The sequence below is a fragment of the Tenacibaculum adriaticum genome (assembly GCF_008124875.1).
Classification (GTDB): domain Bacteria; phylum Bacteroidota; class Bacteroidia; order Flavobacteriales; family Flavobacteriaceae; genus Polaribacter; species Polaribacter adriaticus.
Window position 1 is genome coordinate 36,962 of sequence record NZ_VNIA01000005.1, and the last position, 15,632, is coordinate 52,593.

General features: G+C 30.8%; 15 protein-coding genes. 5 read left to right on the forward strand and 10 right to left on the reverse strand.

The window, feature by feature from the left end:
• The first annotated feature begins 18 nt into the window (after positions 1–18).
• From hemF to C7447_RS13060, 3 genes are all read left to right on the forward strand, one after another.
• Entirely contained in the window at positions 19–921 is a 903-nt protein-coding gene (gene hemF, locus C7447_RS13050; RefSeq protein WP_148870959.1) for an oxygen-dependent coproporphyrinogen oxidase, read from the forward strand.
• A gap of 176 nt (positions 922–1,097) precedes the next feature.
• On the forward strand, positions 1,098–2,402 hold the full coding sequence (locus C7447_RS13055) for a dihydrolipoamide acetyltransferase family protein (protein WP_148870960.1): 1,305 nt from the start codon (positions 1,098–1,100) through the stop codon (positions 2,400–2,402).
• Between the two features lie 86 nt (positions 2,403–2,488).
• Positions 2,489–3,226: a hypothetical protein gene (locus tag C7447_RS13060; protein WP_148870961.1), complete on the forward strand. Its 738-nt coding sequence runs from the start codon at positions 2,489–2,491 to the stop codon at positions 3,224–3,226.
• Between the two features lie 30 nt (positions 3,227–3,256).
• On the opposite strand, the gene C7447_RS13065 is transcribed toward C7447_RS13060, so the two are convergent.
• The 5 genes from C7447_RS13065 to C7447_RS13085 all read right to left on the reverse strand — a co-directional run bounded on the left by C7447_RS13065 (position 3,257) and on the right by C7447_RS13085 (position 7,161).
• Positions 3,257–3,946 carry a GNAT family N-acetyltransferase gene (locus tag C7447_RS13065; protein ID WP_148870962.1) on the reverse strand — a complete coding sequence of 230 codons (690 nt, stop codon included), beginning with the start codon at positions 3,944–3,946 and terminating at the stop codon, positions 3,257–3,259.
• The gene (locus C7447_RS13070; protein ID WP_148870963.1) at positions 3,933–4,826 is read right to left on the reverse strand and encodes a TIGR01777 family oxidoreductase; all 894 of its coding nucleotides are present in this window, start codon (positions 4,824–4,826) and stop codon (positions 3,933–3,935) included. Before C7447_RS13070 ends, C7447_RS13065 begins: the two co-directional genes overlap by 14 nt.
• Positions 4,827–5,393: a YdeI/OmpD-associated family protein gene (locus C7447_RS13075; protein ID WP_148870964.1), complete on the reverse strand. Its 567-nt coding sequence runs from the start codon at positions 5,391–5,393 to the stop codon at positions 4,827–4,829. It abuts the gene before it with no gap.
• Positions 5,393–6,721 carry a M28 family peptidase gene (locus tag C7447_RS13080; protein WP_148870965.1) on the reverse strand — a complete coding sequence of 443 codons (1,329 nt, stop codon included), beginning with the start codon at positions 6,719–6,721 and terminating at the stop codon, positions 5,393–5,395. The genes C7447_RS13075 and C7447_RS13080 overlap by 1 nt, the downstream gene beginning before the upstream one ends.
• A gap of 92 nt (positions 6,722–6,813) precedes the next feature.
• On the reverse strand, positions 6,814–7,161 hold the full coding sequence (locus tag C7447_RS13085; RefSeq protein ID WP_148870966.1) for a DUF6249 domain-containing protein: 348 nt from the start codon (positions 7,159–7,161) through the stop codon (positions 6,814–6,816).
• 121 nt (positions 7,162–7,282) lie between these two features.
• On the opposite strand from C7447_RS13085, the gene C7447_RS13090 reads away from it, so the two are divergent.
• Together C7447_RS13090 and C7447_RS13095 are read left to right on the forward strand one after the other, a co-directional pair.
• Positions 7,283–7,882, forward strand: coding sequence for an RNA polymerase sigma factor (locus C7447_RS13090; protein WP_246143076.1), 600 nt, complete (start codon positions 7,283–7,285; stop codon positions 7,880–7,882).
• Positions 7,869–8,291, forward strand: a complete 423-nt coding sequence (locus C7447_RS13095; protein ID WP_148870967.1) for a hypothetical protein — start codon at positions 7,869–7,871, stop codon at positions 8,289–8,291. Before C7447_RS13090 ends, C7447_RS13095 begins: the two co-directional genes overlap by 14 nt.
• Positions 8,292–8,361: 70 nt before the next feature.
• On the opposite strand, the gene C7447_RS13100 is transcribed toward C7447_RS13095, so the two are convergent.
• The 5 genes from C7447_RS13100 to C7447_RS13120 form a co-directional block, all read right to left on the reverse strand.
• On the reverse strand, positions 8,362–10,149 hold the full coding sequence (locus C7447_RS13100) for a DUF885 domain-containing protein (protein ID WP_148870968.1): 1,788 nt from the start codon (positions 10,147–10,149) through the stop codon (positions 8,362–8,364).
• A gap of 127 nt (positions 10,150–10,276) precedes the next feature.
• Entirely contained in the window at positions 10,277–10,789 is a 513-nt protein-coding gene (locus tag C7447_RS13105) for an MORN repeat-containing protein (protein ID WP_148870969.1), read from the reverse strand.
• A gap of 443 nt (positions 10,790–11,232) precedes the next feature.
• Positions 11,233–11,727: a hypothetical protein gene (locus tag C7447_RS13110; protein WP_246143077.1), complete on the reverse strand. Its 495-nt coding sequence runs from the start codon at positions 11,725–11,727 to the stop codon at positions 11,233–11,235.
• A 330-nt stretch (positions 11,728–12,057) separates the two neighbouring features.
• Positions 12,058–13,944, reverse strand: coding sequence for a molecular chaperone HtpG (gene htpG, locus C7447_RS13115; protein ID WP_148870971.1), 1,887 nt, complete (start codon positions 13,942–13,944; stop codon positions 12,058–12,060).
• Positions 13,945–14,041: 97 nt separating this feature from the next.
• The gene (locus C7447_RS13120; protein WP_148870972.1) at positions 14,042–15,586 is read right to left on the reverse strand and encodes a hypothetical protein; all 1,545 of its coding nucleotides are present in this window, start codon (positions 15,584–15,586) and stop codon (positions 14,042–14,044) included.
• Positions 15,587–15,632: the final 46 nt, after the last annotated feature.

Genomic DNA, 15,632 nt, shown 5'->3' on the forward strand with positions numbered 1-15,632 from the left:
GGAGAATTAAAATAAATAATGAAAGATCAATTTTATAATTATATAGAGAACTTACAAGATACTATTACGTCTAAATTAGAAGAAATAGACGGAAAGGCTAAGTTTCAAGAAGATATTTGGAAACGTACAGAAGGTGGTGGAGGTCGTACTCGAGTAATTGAAAATGGAAATATTTTTGAAAAAGGAGGCGTAAATATTTCAGCAGTTCATGGAGAATTACCTGAAGTTTTACGTAAACAATTTAAAGTTAAAGAAGGTAATTTTTTTGCCTGTGGATTGAGTTTAGTATTACATCCGAAGAATCCATTTATACCTACAGTACACGCAAATTGGCGTTATTTTGAAATGTATGATGAAGAAAGTAATATTGTTACCCAGTGGTTTGGAGGCGGACAAGATTTAACTCCATATTATTTGTTTGAAGAAGATGCAATTCATTTTCATACGGTTTGTAAACAAGCTTGTGATAAGCATAATGATGAATTTTATCCTAAATTTAAAGAAACTTGCGATAATTATTTTTGGAATGCACATCGTGATGAAGCACGTGGTATTGGTGGTTTGTTTTTTGATTACTTAAAAGAAACAGAAGAGTTTTCTATTGAAGATAGATTTAATTTTGTGACTGAAGTAGGTAATAGCTTTTTAGAAAGTTATATGCCTATTGTTGAAAGAAGAAGAGGTCTAGAATACTTACAGAAACATACAGATTGGCAAGAAATTCGTCGTGGGCGCTATGTAGAATTTAATCTTGTACATGACCGAGGAACCTTATTTGGATTAAAGACTAACGGACGTATCGAAAGTATTTTAATGAGCTTACCACCTGTGGTGCAGTGGAAATATGATCATCATCCAGAAGAAAATTCAGAAGAAGCAAAATTATTAACAGTTTTAAAAACACCTAAAAATTGGGTGTAAAAACTTAAAATTCAATGAATAAAATCGTTTTTGATTGAATAAATAATAAAAAAACAAGCTAATTAAGCTTGTTTTTTACATTATCAATAATTAGTAAAATGTTTAATTTTTAATTTATTAAAGAAAAATCAGTTGAATTTCTTACTTTTGTGAAGCTTAAAAAATCAAATAGTATTATGGCAAGATTTGAACTTAAATTACCTAAAATGGGAGAAAGTGTTGCGGAAGCAACAATTACTTCATGGTTAAAAGAAGTTGGAGATTCAATTGAAATGGATGATGCAGTTGTTGAAGTTGCAACTGATAAAGTAGATAGTGAAGTACCAAGTGAGGTTGAAGGAAAGCTTGTAGAGATTTTGTTTGATAAAGATGAAGTTGTTCAAGTTGGGCAAACTATAGCAATTATTGAAACAGAAGGGGAAGAATCAGCGACATCTGTTGCTACTGAAGAAAAGAAAGATACTATAGTGCCTGCAGTAGCAGAAGTAGCAAAAATGGTTGCGGTAGCTAAAGAAACTACATCTGCAAGTTTAGATACATCATCTAGTGATCGTTTTTATTCACCATTAGTTAAAAGTATTGCACAAACAGAAGGTATTTCTGTAGAAGAATTAGAAGTTATAGCTGGTTCTGGTAAAGAAGGACGTGTAACTAAAACTGATATTTTATCGTATTTAAAGAGTAGAGGAAGTCAAACTAAGGCTCCAGTTGCAGCAGCGAAAATAGAAGCAGCAAAACCAAAAGTACAATCGGCTCCAATTACAATGAGTGGAGCAGATGAGGTGATTGAAATGAGCCGTATGGGTAAGCTTGTTTCTAAACACATGACGGATTCTATACAAACATCTGCACATGTACAATCGTTTATTGAAATAGATGTTACCAATATTGTAAAGTGGAGAAATAATGTTAAGAACGCTTATCAACAAAGAGAAGGAGAGAAATTAACATTTACTCCAATCTTTATGCAAGCGGTTGCACAAACTATAAAAAAACATCCAATGATTAATATTTCTGTAGATGGAGATAAAATCATAAAGCGCGGGAATATTAACTTAGGTATGGCAGCGGCCTTACCCGATGGAAATTTAATTGTTCCTGTTATTAAAAATGCAGATCAGTTGAATTTAGTGGGGATGACCAAACAGATAAACGATTTGGCAGGAAGAGCGCGTGCTAATAAATTAAAACCAGACGAAATTCAAGGAGGTACTTATACAGTAACGAATGTGGGTAGTTTTGGAAGTATTACAGGTACACCAATTATCAACCAGCCTCAGGTCGCAATTTTAGCTTTAGGAGCGATTGTAAAGAAACCTGCAGTAATTGAGACACCAGAAGGTGATTTGATTGGTATTCGTCATAAAATGATTGTTTCACACTCTTACGATCATCGTGTAGTGAATGGAGCATTAGGAGGAATGTTTATTAAGACTTTAAAAGATATTTTAGAAGCTTGGGATTTAAATCAAGATTTTTAAAATTAACATTTTTTAATAATAGGAAGAGTTCAGGTTTACCTGAACTCTTTTTTTATATATTAGAGCCATTCAAAATTTAATAAAAAATGAAAAAAATACTATTTGCTTTATTGTTGGTGAATACAACAATGGGTATAGCACAAGAAAAAGTTTTGTTACGTCTTAACTATGAAAAAGGAGATACATACGAAACAATTATGAAAATGGGGCAGGATATGGGAGTCGCGTTTATGGAGATGGAAATGAAAATGCAACTCAATGTTACTGATGTAAAAGAAAATGAGTATCTGGGAGAAACAAAGTTTACTTATTTATCATCAATTGTAACCAAAGATGGAGAAGAACAAGTTAATTATAACTCCAATATGAAAGATGAAGATTTAAATGAAGAAGGGAAAAAGTTTAAAGATCAAATGAGCCCTATGATGAAAGCTGTAATGTTTATGTCAATAAATAAATTAGGAGAAAGTAAACTGATGAAAGTAGAACCGAATACTCCTGGAATATCTGAGTTATCAAATCAATCAAATAGTTCGGTAGTTTATCCTAAAGAAGAAGTTTCTGTTGGTTCCACATGGACTAATATTCAAAGTAATCAAGGAATTAATATGGAGTTAACTTATACTGTAAAAGAGATTGTAAAGGATAAAGTAGTTGCAGATATGGTTGGTAAGATGTCATTAATGCCCACTGCAGACATTACAGGTTCAATAGAGATAGATAGAAATTCAGGGATACCAGTTAAGACATTAATAAATATTGAAATGGATATGATGGGAAACAAGTTTAAAAATACAACAGAAGCTATAGTAAAAAAGATATAATTTTAAAAGCTCAGAGATAATTCTGAGCTTTTATTTTTTATGATAATACCACCAGTTCATATCTCTGGTAATGTTATAGCCTAATTTTTCGTAAAGTTTTATAGCAGGATTTCCTTTTGTGGTGTGCAAGATTGGTGTCTTACCAGCTTTTATAATCTCTTTTGTAGTGTGTATAGTTAGCTGTTTAGCTAATCCACGTCGTGTATAATCTGGATGTGTAACCACAGCACTCACTTCAATAAAAGAGTCAGTTTGCATACGTTGTCCCGTGATAGAAACAAGTTTTCCATCTTTAAAAATACCGAAGTATTTACCCATATCAAAAGTACGTTTTCGATAATATCCAGGCATAACTAACCATACTAAATTGTAAATTTCATCAATATAATCTTCTGTTAAAGGAATGATTTCTTCTGTAATTTCCGATTCAATTAAACTATCTAAAACCATTTGACATCCTTCTATTTTTTTATCTAGTTTAACAAAATCTGTTTCAATAGCGGGAGTTTTATTTTCGCTAACTAAAAAGAACTTATCGGAAAGCTTCACATACTCGTTTAAAGCTTTTGCTGTATCAGATTCATTAATAAAAGCTCCAAACGGACAAATAGTTGGATTGTAAAATTTTACTCCGTTATAATCTATCACATATTTACTATGTGTTTCACAGAGTGAATACCAAACAGGATTTTCAAGTTTTTTTAATTCAGTTTTTTTCATTTTTAAAAATAAAATCAAAAGCACCAGCTAAAGATGGATATTTAAAGGTATAAATTTTAGTTGTTTTTTCAGCAGATATTTTACTTCCTTCCAATAATATTTTCGTCATTTCACCAAAAAATGCTTTTAAAAGCAATGATGGAACATGTATTGCGAGAACTGGCTTACCAATAACTTTCCCCAAAATTTTAGTAAACGACAAATTTGTATGGTTTTCTGGTGCCACAGCGTTAAAAACACCTTTAAAAGTATTTTTTTTAATAGCTTCTATATACAAGTTACACAAGTCTTCAATATGAATCCAAGGCATAAATTGGTTACCATTACCAAGAATAGATAAAAAGATAGGCGTGTTTATTTTAGGTAAAGCTCCTCCATTTTTGCTTAAAACAATTCCAGTTCGTAAAATAGTTACAGGAATTTGTAATTGTTGAAATTGGTTTGCGGAGGTTTCCCATTGTGAGCATACATCAGAGACAAAGTCATTTCCAGAGTTATCTTCTTCAGTAAAGATTTTGTTAGAAGTTACAGCACCATAATACCCAATTCCAGAAGCGGAAATAAATTTTTTAAGAGGAATTTTTAATTCCTTTACTTTACTGAAAAGTAAATTAGCTGATTGTACTCGGCTATCAATTAATATTTTTTTTCTTTCATTTGTCCAACGTTTATCTGCTATTCCAGCACCTGCTAAATGAATAATGTAATCGGTATTTTTTAATGCTTTTTCATCAATATAATTTTTAGAAATATTCCATTCATATTCATTTTCTTTTTTTGGGTTTCGTGATAAAATCACAACTTCATATCCTTCTTTTTCGAGTTTAGTAGTAAGATGTTTTCCTACTAAACCTGTTCCTCCAGTTATAAGAATTTTCATTTAACGTTTTTTTATATTCGTTTCACACAAACGGATAATTTCAGCTATTCTTTTTTGTCTTGTTTCTTCTCTTTTAGCTTGATTTAACCAATATAAGTAGCTTTTTCTATAGGATGGAGAAAAATTTTGATAATTATCAAAAGCAATTGAATTAGCATTAAAAGCCGTTTGTAAATCTTCTGGAATTATACCATTTTCAACATCATCTAAAGAAAACCAAGAGCCATTTTCTTTTGCCTTTTCAATTTTTAATATTCCTGCGGAATGCATTAAATCATCGGCAATTAATTCTTCAATATAGTTTTTGTTAAGCTTACTCCATACACTTTTTGAGTTTCTTGGAGTAAAGTATTGTTTGCGTTTTCCTTCGCCTAAACTTTTAACTGTACTGTCTATCCAACCAAAACACAAAGCTACTTTTACAGCTTCTTCCCAACGCATTGTTGGTTTTTTAGTTTCTAATTTAAAAAAAATCAAATGAACACCTGTAGAAGAATCATGATTTTCTTGTAACCAAAAACGCCATTCTACATCATTTTTAAAATATAATTCTGGTATTTTCGACATTATCTTATAATTTTTGAAGGAAAACAAACAATACTTTCATATCCATTTTCTCCAACAGCACTAACACCAAAAAAATAATTATCCAATACAATTCCATCTAAAGTAAATTCTGTTAGATTTTCTATATATTTAAAATGATCCCAAGTAGGAGAAGTGGTTTCACGCCAATAAATTTTATACCCTTTAGCACCTTCCACTTTATCCCATTTAAGTTTAGCAGATGCTTCTACAATTCCACCAATACCAACGTTTTGAGGAGAAGGAGGGGCAGAAGCAATACTTGCTAAATTAATAGCATTTACTGCAGTTAGTTTTTTTGTGTAATCAAAATTTACAAATTTGAGTTTATCTCCATATTCAATACCATTCTCAGTACGAATATCTTGGTGTTGTTGCGTATAGTTTTCATGAGCTTCCATAATACGAATTCCTGCAAAACCAGCATCATTAAAAGGACGATGATGACCACCACGGCCAAAACGATCTAATCTATAAATCATTTTTGGATTCATTTCTGGCATATAGATTTTGGTCGTTTTATAAATATATCTGGCTAACTGACGAGAAATACCATCTACTTCACCACCATAAAAACGACGCGCCTTTCTTTGCTGTTCTGTTTCTGTAGGAGGAACGGGTTCGGAGAAAATTCTGAAAGTTCTATTATCAATAACACCATCTACCCCTTTAATGTTTCCAATCATATCGTTGTTCATTACACCAACAATATTCCATCCTTTTTCTTTGGCGTATTTGGCTAATCCTTTTCCACCGAATAAACCTTGTTCTTCTCCAGAAAGTCCTACATAAATAATACTATTTTCAAATTTATATTTACTTAAAACACGAGCAGCTTCTATAGTTCCAGCCATTCCAGATGCATTGTCATTTGCGCCAGGTGCATCATCTGTATAATTATTAGGATCCGTTATTCTTGAGTCTATATCACCACTCATAATAATATAGTTATTTGGGTATTTTGTTCCTTTTTGAACCGCAACAATATTTACCACCCAAACATCTTTTGTAATGCGTTTATTGGCATTTTTTTTCACTAAATCTTTTTGATAGAATACATTTAAACAATTATTACAATTAGAAGAAATAGTGGTAAATTCAGATTTTATCCAACGACGAGCTGCACCAATTCCGCGAGTGTTAGAAATGGTGTCACTTAAGGTATGTCGGGTTCCAAAGTTAGCTAAAGTAGTAATGTTGGTTTTAATATTATCAGCAGAAATGGCTTCAATAATATCGTAAATTTTAGTGTCAGTTTGCCCTACAACTAAATTAAAAGAGAAGAAAAGTAAAAGTGTTAGTTTTTTCATTTGAATAAAGTTTAGATAACGAATTTACAAAACAAAAAGAGAATGTGTACTTCACATTCTCTTATCTAACAACTTTTATAGTATAGTTTAATTTACTCTTTGTCTAATTGTTTTGTTAGTTTAAATCCAGCAAATAAACCTACACCAGCCATTAAAAAGATCATTGCTGGGTAAATGGCATTTTCATCTAAACGAGTATAAGTGGTAAGCAATAAAGCAACAAAAACACCAAACCCAATTCCCATTAATAATAAGGCTAAATTTAAAATAATGACTCTACCAGTTAGGGTTGATTTTTTTCTTTCTCCAGACATAAATATTTTTGCATCTACTCCTTTTTCAATTAAGGCTAAACGTTCTTTATTTCGTGTTGTGAAGAATAAATAGAATATTCCGAAAATTACTGTAAATAAGAACATAAATACGATTGCTGCTTCCATAAGGTTATTTTTAAAAGGTTAAATTTATTCGTTTGCCAGTAAGACATCATGGATTTAAAAAAGGTTACAAAAAAATAAAAAAAAGTTTTTATAAATAATTGTAACCTTTTTTCCAGTAATTATGTCAAAGAATAAAATGACTATTAAAAACGACCAAACCTATATTGATAAAGTCTTAAAAGGAGACTCGAATGCTTATGCTTTTTTAGTTGAAAAGTATAAAGTGATGGTGTATTCTTTGGCATATAAAATGTTAGTGAATAGGGAAGAAGCAGAAGAAGTTTCACAAGATACTTTTATAAAAGCATTTAAAAATTTGTCTAAATTTGAAGGTAAATCGAAATTTTCTACTTGGTTGTATAAGATTGCATATAGAAGCTGCTTAGACACAATTAAAAAGAATTCAGCGAAGTATAATATTACAGATATTAACGAAATTACTACTAATCAAATTGAGGAAACTGAAACTGTTTTAGACGGAATTGAACGTAAAGAGCGAGCTGAAATTATGAACCAATGTTTGTTAAAGTTACCTGAAGACGAGCGTTCTGTTTTATGGTTGTTTTATTTTAAAGAGCTAAGTTTAAAAGAAATTATAGAAGTAACGTCGTTATCGGAGGCAAATGTAAAAGTAAAGTTGCACAGAGCCAGAAAACACTTACTAACGATTGTACAAAAAAATGTAGAACCAGAAATAATTAATCATTATGGGAGAAAATAAACATATTGAAGAGTTAGATGCTTTTGCAAAAAAGTATTTGAAAGAAATTCCTACAGAAAGACCTTCGGTAGATTTTACCGCTAACATAATGAATACAATTCTGGCGGATGAAAAGAGAGTCGTATTTCAAAATAAATCTAAGCTATCTAATAGTATTTGGTTTGTTTTAGGAGGATTTATCATTGCTTCAATTTATATATTGTTTAAGGGGAAATCATCGGAAATTAAGATTCCAAGCTTTGATTTTGGCAGTATTACATTACCTGATTTACCTGATTATCAAATGAGGCATTTATTAGATAACATTACGTTTTCTTCTACAACCGTATATGCATTTTTAATCTTTATAATATTATTTTTGGTGCAAGGGTATTTTATGAAAGAATACTTAACTAAAAGAGTGTCATAAAAAAAAAGCCAGCGTTATAGTTAACACTGGATTTTTTTTGTTAGTTCGAGGAAGTCAAGAACTATATCAATTATTTTTTAGAAACAATCCACTTATCGATCTTATTTTCTAATAATGCTAACGGAATGCATCCCGTTTCTAACACTTGATTGTGGAATTCACGAATGTCGAATTTATCTCCTAATTCCGTTTTTGCTTTTGCACGTAATTCACGTATTTTTAACTGTCCGATTTTATATGACAATGCTTGTCCAGGATTTGCCATATAACGTTCAATTTCAGAAATAATACTTGCTTCACCTTCCGCTTCGTTATCTAATGAATATTGAATCGCTTGCTCACGTGTCCATCCTTTTGCATGTAAACCTGTATCAACTACTAAACGAATAGCTCTGTGCATTTCCATTCCTAACATACCAAAGTATTGATAAGGATCTGTGTATAAACCTAATTCTTTTCCTAAATTTTCTGTATATAAAGCCCAACCTTCACCATATGCACTGTACCATAATGTTTTTCTAAAATCTGGCAAATCTTGATTTTCTTGTGTTAATGAAATTTGATAGTGATGTCCAGGAATTGCTTCATGTAAAAACAACGCTTCGTCAGAAAACACGTTGTATTTTGTAGCGTCAGGAATTGGAGTGTAAAATACTCCTGGACGAGTACCGTCTAAAGAACCGGGATTGTATTCAGCACTTGCCGAAGCTTCTCTAAATTTTTCAGTTTGTTTTACTACAAAAGGAGTTTTTGGCTTATTACCAAACAATTTTTCCAATTGTGGCTTCATTTTTTCATGAATCGCATTAAAGTTGTCAATGATTTGTTTCGGGGTTGTATAAGGCATTAATTCTTTGTTGTTACGCACAAAATCAAAGAACTCTTTTAAGTTTCCTTCAAAACCAACTTGCTCTTTCACTTTTTCCATTTCAGATAAAATACGAGTCACTTCTTTCAACCCTAACTCATGGATTTCATCCGCTGTCATATTGGTAGTTGTATAATTTTTAATAGCGTGTTGGTAGTACTCCTTTCCTTGAGGAATGGCAGAAATTCCACTTTCTTCTAATCCAGCAGCTAAATAATCAGACTTTAAAAATTCATGCATTGCGTTGAAGGATGGAATTAACTTATCATCAACCATCTTTGTATAATCTGATGTTAATTTCTTTTTTTCTTCGGATGAAAAGCTTTCTGGAAAATTTTTGATGGGAGAGTAGAATAAATGATCGCTTACTTTTGTAGTAGCTAATCCTTCAAACTGCGGAATTACTTTATTAATTAACGATTTTGGCAGTACATAACCTTCCTTAATTCCTTGTTGCATGCGCACTTTTGCAGATTGCAACCAAACATTAAACTTATCTAAACGTGTTAACCAGTTTTCGTAATCTTTTACGGTTTTAAAAGGTTGCGCACTACTGCCACTAGCCAATTGCCCCATAGTTAAATTAATCGTCCACATTTGGTTGATAGGCAGTAATAAATCATTTTTAAAACTGTTTTGAGATAATGCCATGTCACAATCCCAAGCTAAAACAGCTTTACTCATTTGCTGACTTTCTGTTAAGCTGTCGTCAGCAAATTCATCTAATTGAGCTTTGTAATTTGTATAAAAATCTTTGGTTTTTAACACGTACTCGTCAGACAAAGTATTGGGGAATTGATCGTTAAAACGATTGTCACCCGCATATGTTGCGTTAATAGGATTAAGTTCTAACTTACCTTCGTTATAGCTGTGTAATAACTCGTTAAAAGCTGCGTTAGGTGTTACCATACTGGTAGCTTCTTTTTGGGGTTGTTTACAAGAAATAGTAAACATAGAAAATGCTATAGCACTTATAAATACTTTTTTCATTGGAGATTTGATTAAAATGTCTACCAAAGATATTAAAATATAACACCAATAAAGTTTTATAAGTTGTTAATTGAGGTTGTTTTACAATTTTTATATATAATATTACTTCTACAAAAACTGCTATTTTTTAATTATTTAAATATTCTCCTAGCAGTTCCCTTCCTAATTGAGTATTAGAACTAATTTGAACTATTTCATAATTGTCAGGGTTTGTTGCTTCAAAACTGGCGGTTTGTGGAAAATGATTATAAATGTCAAAAACCACTTCTTTAACATCACTAATTGTAGTATTAAAAGATGGTAAATTGGCTTGTGTTTTTTTACATTGTTGTTCTGTTAAATGCCCCATATCCCAGCAACTAGAAATAAATCCTCGATGGGGAATAATTATAATACCTGGGCCATTTCTCCAACCATTATAAAAACTACCATAATATATGGTTCCATCTTTAAAATAATAAGTTCCAATTCCGTCTGCAACTCCATTATAAATATGCCCTTGATAATAGCCATTAGGATAAATGATACTATTTATACCGTTATAACCTTTAAGTTGAGAACTAATTATTCTTTGCGCACTAGTTTTGGTAATAAAACAGGAAGCAAAAATAAAACAGCTTAATAGTAGTTTTAATTTCATAGAGTTTGGTTTTAAGATGTTAGTAGGTTTATTTCTATATTATGATGTTTTTAATAAGTTTATATAGGGGTTTTAATGTTTAAATGAAAAATTATTCTCAAAGCTAAAAAAAACATAAGGTTTTAGAATAAGTGTTTTCCCTGATTTTATACAATGAAAACCTCTCTATTAACAATAAAGAGATTAATATATACTTGTATTATTTCGAGGAAGAATGATAAAAGAATCCTGTTGATGAAGAGATTACTTTGTTGTGGATAATAGAATTATTTTTCACGATTAGAACAACGCTTTCAGGTTCGTTTAACGTGTTTGTGTATGGTTTGTTGCGGTGAAAATCCGCGAGGATTTTCAGATTAAGAAACCAAGATAGTAAAATTGCGAGGAAATTCCGATAGGAATTTCAGAAGCAATGAATTATACACGTTGTTGTAAAACGTTTTTTATTCATAAATAGGTTTAGGAATGATTCCTCTATTCTCAAACATAAAACCAAAATTAGGTTTGTTGTCAAGTTCATTAATTCCCTCAATTATTTTTAATAACAACTTTTTGGTTTCAGCAATGTCTTTTGTTCCATCCACATTAATACTAATCAGTTTTTTTTCGCCTTTTGATGGAAAATTTTTATTATCATTTGGATTAAGCAAGTGATTTTTCAGAGTTACTTTTAAACTGTCAATTGGTAATTTCATTTCGTGATTGACTGTTATGCTATCTGTATTTATATAAAGTACTTCTCTCAATTTGTAATCGAAAATATCGTAGCAGAATTGTAAAGGTTGAATTTTATAGATTTTTTTGTCCGTTTCCAGTTTAAAAAGAGCGTATTCTTTTGAACAATCTATTTTGTCTAAAATCTCTGTTATTTCGTTGAAGTTCTTAAGTGTGTCAATGTCATATTCTATCAACTTATTATCAACTAATCGAAAAGTCATAAAATTTTGAGTTGGCTTTTCAGTCGCATTTTTTTTCTCTGTGACTTTATTCTGTCCGCAGTTGAACAGTAGACAACTTAATAATAATATGGCGATAGTTTTTTTCAAAATGTTTTACAACAGTGTTAAGAATATGAATTCGTTTTAATGATTTATATTCAACGTTAAACGAAGCTAGCCTTTTTTTATTAGAAAGTCAAACTAAAAAAACCTCTTTGTAATTAACAAAGAGGTTTTAATAATATTTTGGTTTGTCACTGCGAGGAAGCATGACGAAGTAATTTGTTATTGATAAAGAGATTTCTTCGCTTTGCTCGTAATGACGTTTTATTACTTGATTAACTCGTAGCTACGCTTAATAAAGTTGGTTAATTCTTCACCGTGTAATAAGTTTTGAGATAACTTCGCTAAATCGAATGCTTGAGAGATCAATTGTTTTTGTTTGTCTTCATCAGCAGTTAAAATATCAGAAATTAGTTCGCTGTTGGTATTTACGACCAAATTGTACATTTCTGGTAAATTACCCATTCCCATCATTCCGCCACCACCAGAAGCTTGCATTTCTTTCATACGACGCATAAATTCTGGTACGGTAATTAAGAACGGAGACGCATTAGAATCCATCGCTTCTAATTGAACTGTGTAGGTTTGTGTTGGTACAGCACCTTCAATAATAGGCTTTAATTTCTCTTTTTCTTCCTCAGAAAGTTTAGAAATTACCGTATCATCTTTTTTAATTAAATTATCAACATGATCTGAGTCTACACGTACAAATTGGACTTTAGTATCTCCGGTAGTTTCTAATTTTTGCATTAAATGCGATACAATAGGAGAGTCTAATAACAATACTTCGTATCCTTTTGTTTTTGCTTCTTGGATATAGCTGTGTTGTGCATTTTTGTTAGCTGCATATAAAATGATGTGGTTTCCGTCTTTATCCGTTTGTGCATCTTTCGTTTTTTCAACTAATTCGTCAAACGTAAAGAAAGTATCATTTACAGTAGGGTATAAGGCAAATTTCTTTGCTTTATCAAAGAATTTATCTTCAGATAACATTCCGTATTCGATAATCACTTTAATATCGTTCCATTTTTGCTCAAAATCTTCACGATTATTTTTGAATAAAGAAGTTAGCTTATCAGCTACTTTTTTAGTGATATATCCTGATATTTTCTTTACCGCACCATCAGCTTGTAAATACGAACGAGATACGTTTAATGGAATATCCGGAGAATCAATAACACCTTTTAGCATTTGTAAAAAGTCAGGTACAATACCTTCAACATTATCAGTTACAAACACTTGGTTTTGATATAATTGGATTTTATCCTTTTGCATGTCTAAATTCTGACTCAATTTAGGGAAGAATAAAATACCAGTTAAGTTAAACGGATAGTCTACATTTAAATGAATGTGGAATAAAGACTCTTCAAATTGCATTGGGTACAATTCTCTGTAGAAATTTGTGTAGTCCTCATCATTTAAATCTGCCGGAGCTTTTGTCCAAGCAGGATCTGTATTGTTGATGATGTTATCCACTTCAATAGTTTCTGGTTTTGCATCTTCGGCAGCGCCTTCTGGTAATGGAAGTGTTTCTGTTTTGGTTCCGAATTTAATAGGAACTTGGTTAAAACGATTGTATTTGTTTAATAAACCAGCAATTTTACTTTCTTCTAAAAATTCTAAAGAATCATCTGCAATGTGTAAGATAATCTCTGTTCCTCTGTCGGTTTTGTCATGTTCTACTAAAGTATATTCAGGAGAACCATCACAGGTCCAATGTGCAGCAGGCTCATCTTTAAACGATTTGGTGATAATTTCTACTTGACCTGCTACCATAAATGCAGAATAAAAACCTAATCCGAAGTGTCCAATAACACCTGTATCATTTTTATCGTCTTTATATTTTTCTAAAAATTCTTCAGCACCAGAAAAAGCAATTTGGTTAATGTATTTTTCAACTTCATCAGCCGTCATTCCTAACCCTTGATCTTTAATCGTTAAGGTTTTAGCGTCTTTATCTATACTAATTTCAATTTTAGCATCCCCTAATTCGGTTTTTGCTTCACCAATAGAAATTAAATGTTTTAGTTTTGTTGTAGCGTCGGTTCCGTTAGAAATTAACTCACGTAAAAAGATTTCGTGATCCGAATACAAGAATTTTTTAATTAACGGAAAAATGTTTTCTACCGATACATTAATGTTTCCTTTACTCATTTTTATATGGATTTATTTTTTATAATTATTTTCTGGTATAGAAATAGTCAAAAAAAATACCAAAGAGGAAGAGGTGACAAACTGACACTTTTGTTAATTAGGCCTTAGACTTAACAATCTCAAGAATAGTTTTGTTTTCAATTTTACTCTCTAGCCAAGAGAGAAGATCTAAGTATAAGAAAGCTCTTTTTTCGTAAGGGTGATTTTCATATTTTTTTAGTTGAGAATGAATGCTCTTAAATTCAGTTTTATATTGATGAGGATAAAGATCTTGAAGTTTTCTCATAGAGGAAATAAACAACTTTTGAACTTCTTGTAAGTTTTCCATTTTAATTAGAAACTTATAGGTTTCTTTAAATTGTCTTTCTAAATGATAATCTAATCCGCATTCATAATGAGCAATAAGATTTAAAATTCGTGCAAAACACTGTAAATCCTGACCAACATAAAGTTTTTTTGCGTTTATAATTTTTGATAGGTATTTAATACACTCGCGATTTTTTCCCATTCCAAAATACAAACAGGCAATTTTATAATACAGAATAACAATATGATGCTTGTCTAAGAAATTTTTATAAACAGCTATTTTCTCGTTTATTTCATTTACCAAATATTCTCCTTCATCAAAAGTACCTTCTAAAAAATGTTTGTGAAGTTTGTTTGCATAGTAGTATTGAAAAATAAGAATTTCGGTATTATTGTTTATCGGAATAATATTATTTTCTATTTCCTGACTAAAAAGATCTAATTGAGAGGTAAACTCTTCTTTATGTCGGATAAAAAATAAAGATTCTAATAAATAATTTTTTCCTTTTAAATAAAAAACAGGATTCAATTGTATCATTTTGGGATATTCTTCAAATAATTCTACCCATTTATGAGCGTATTTATATCCGTGTAAAAAATCTTGTGTTAAAAGACACCGCCAAAGGTGTGCTTTGAATAACCAAAGACGTTCTCTAAAACCGAGTAGATTATAATCAAAATCTGGAAGTCTAGCATTAAAATAATCTGTAATTTTTTTAAGTTCTTCATCATTTCGAACGTATCCGGTTTTTAATAATATTCCGTATAGTTGAAGAGATAAGTTTGAAAGTTTACTTGTTATAACATTTAGTTGGCTTAGTTCTTTTGCTTGAATGGTTAACTCGTCTGCTCTACTACTAATACTTCTTGTAATGTATTGACTTTCAATAATTTTTTCAAGTTCTACAATTTCATAACTTATATTTTTTTCTTCATTTTCAATGGCTAAATTCTTTGCTTTATCTAATAATTTTAAACTCTGTTTGTATAATCCTTTTTGATATAAAACGGTTGCAAAATCTAATTGTTCTCGGATTTGCATACGAATATTCTTATGAGAAGGATTCATACGTAAACTTGTCAAAATTTGTTTATACAAGTGGGCTTTTAAGTTAGAGACTTGCTGTTTACTTACAATTCCATTTTTGATAATCTCTATTTCACTATATACTTTTTGTTTCTCTAAAAATTTAAATAATGAAAAAAATTTAGCATCTACATTTCCTCCTAATCTACCAACGTACAGGTTAAATTGACGCTTTTCAGATTTTGTTAACGATTTTATTAAAATAAATAAAGGATCATTTTGTTTATTAACCTTTGTAAAACTACGCATCTTAATATATTGTTTTTCAGAGTCTTACCTCTTAAGTCATTTGTCT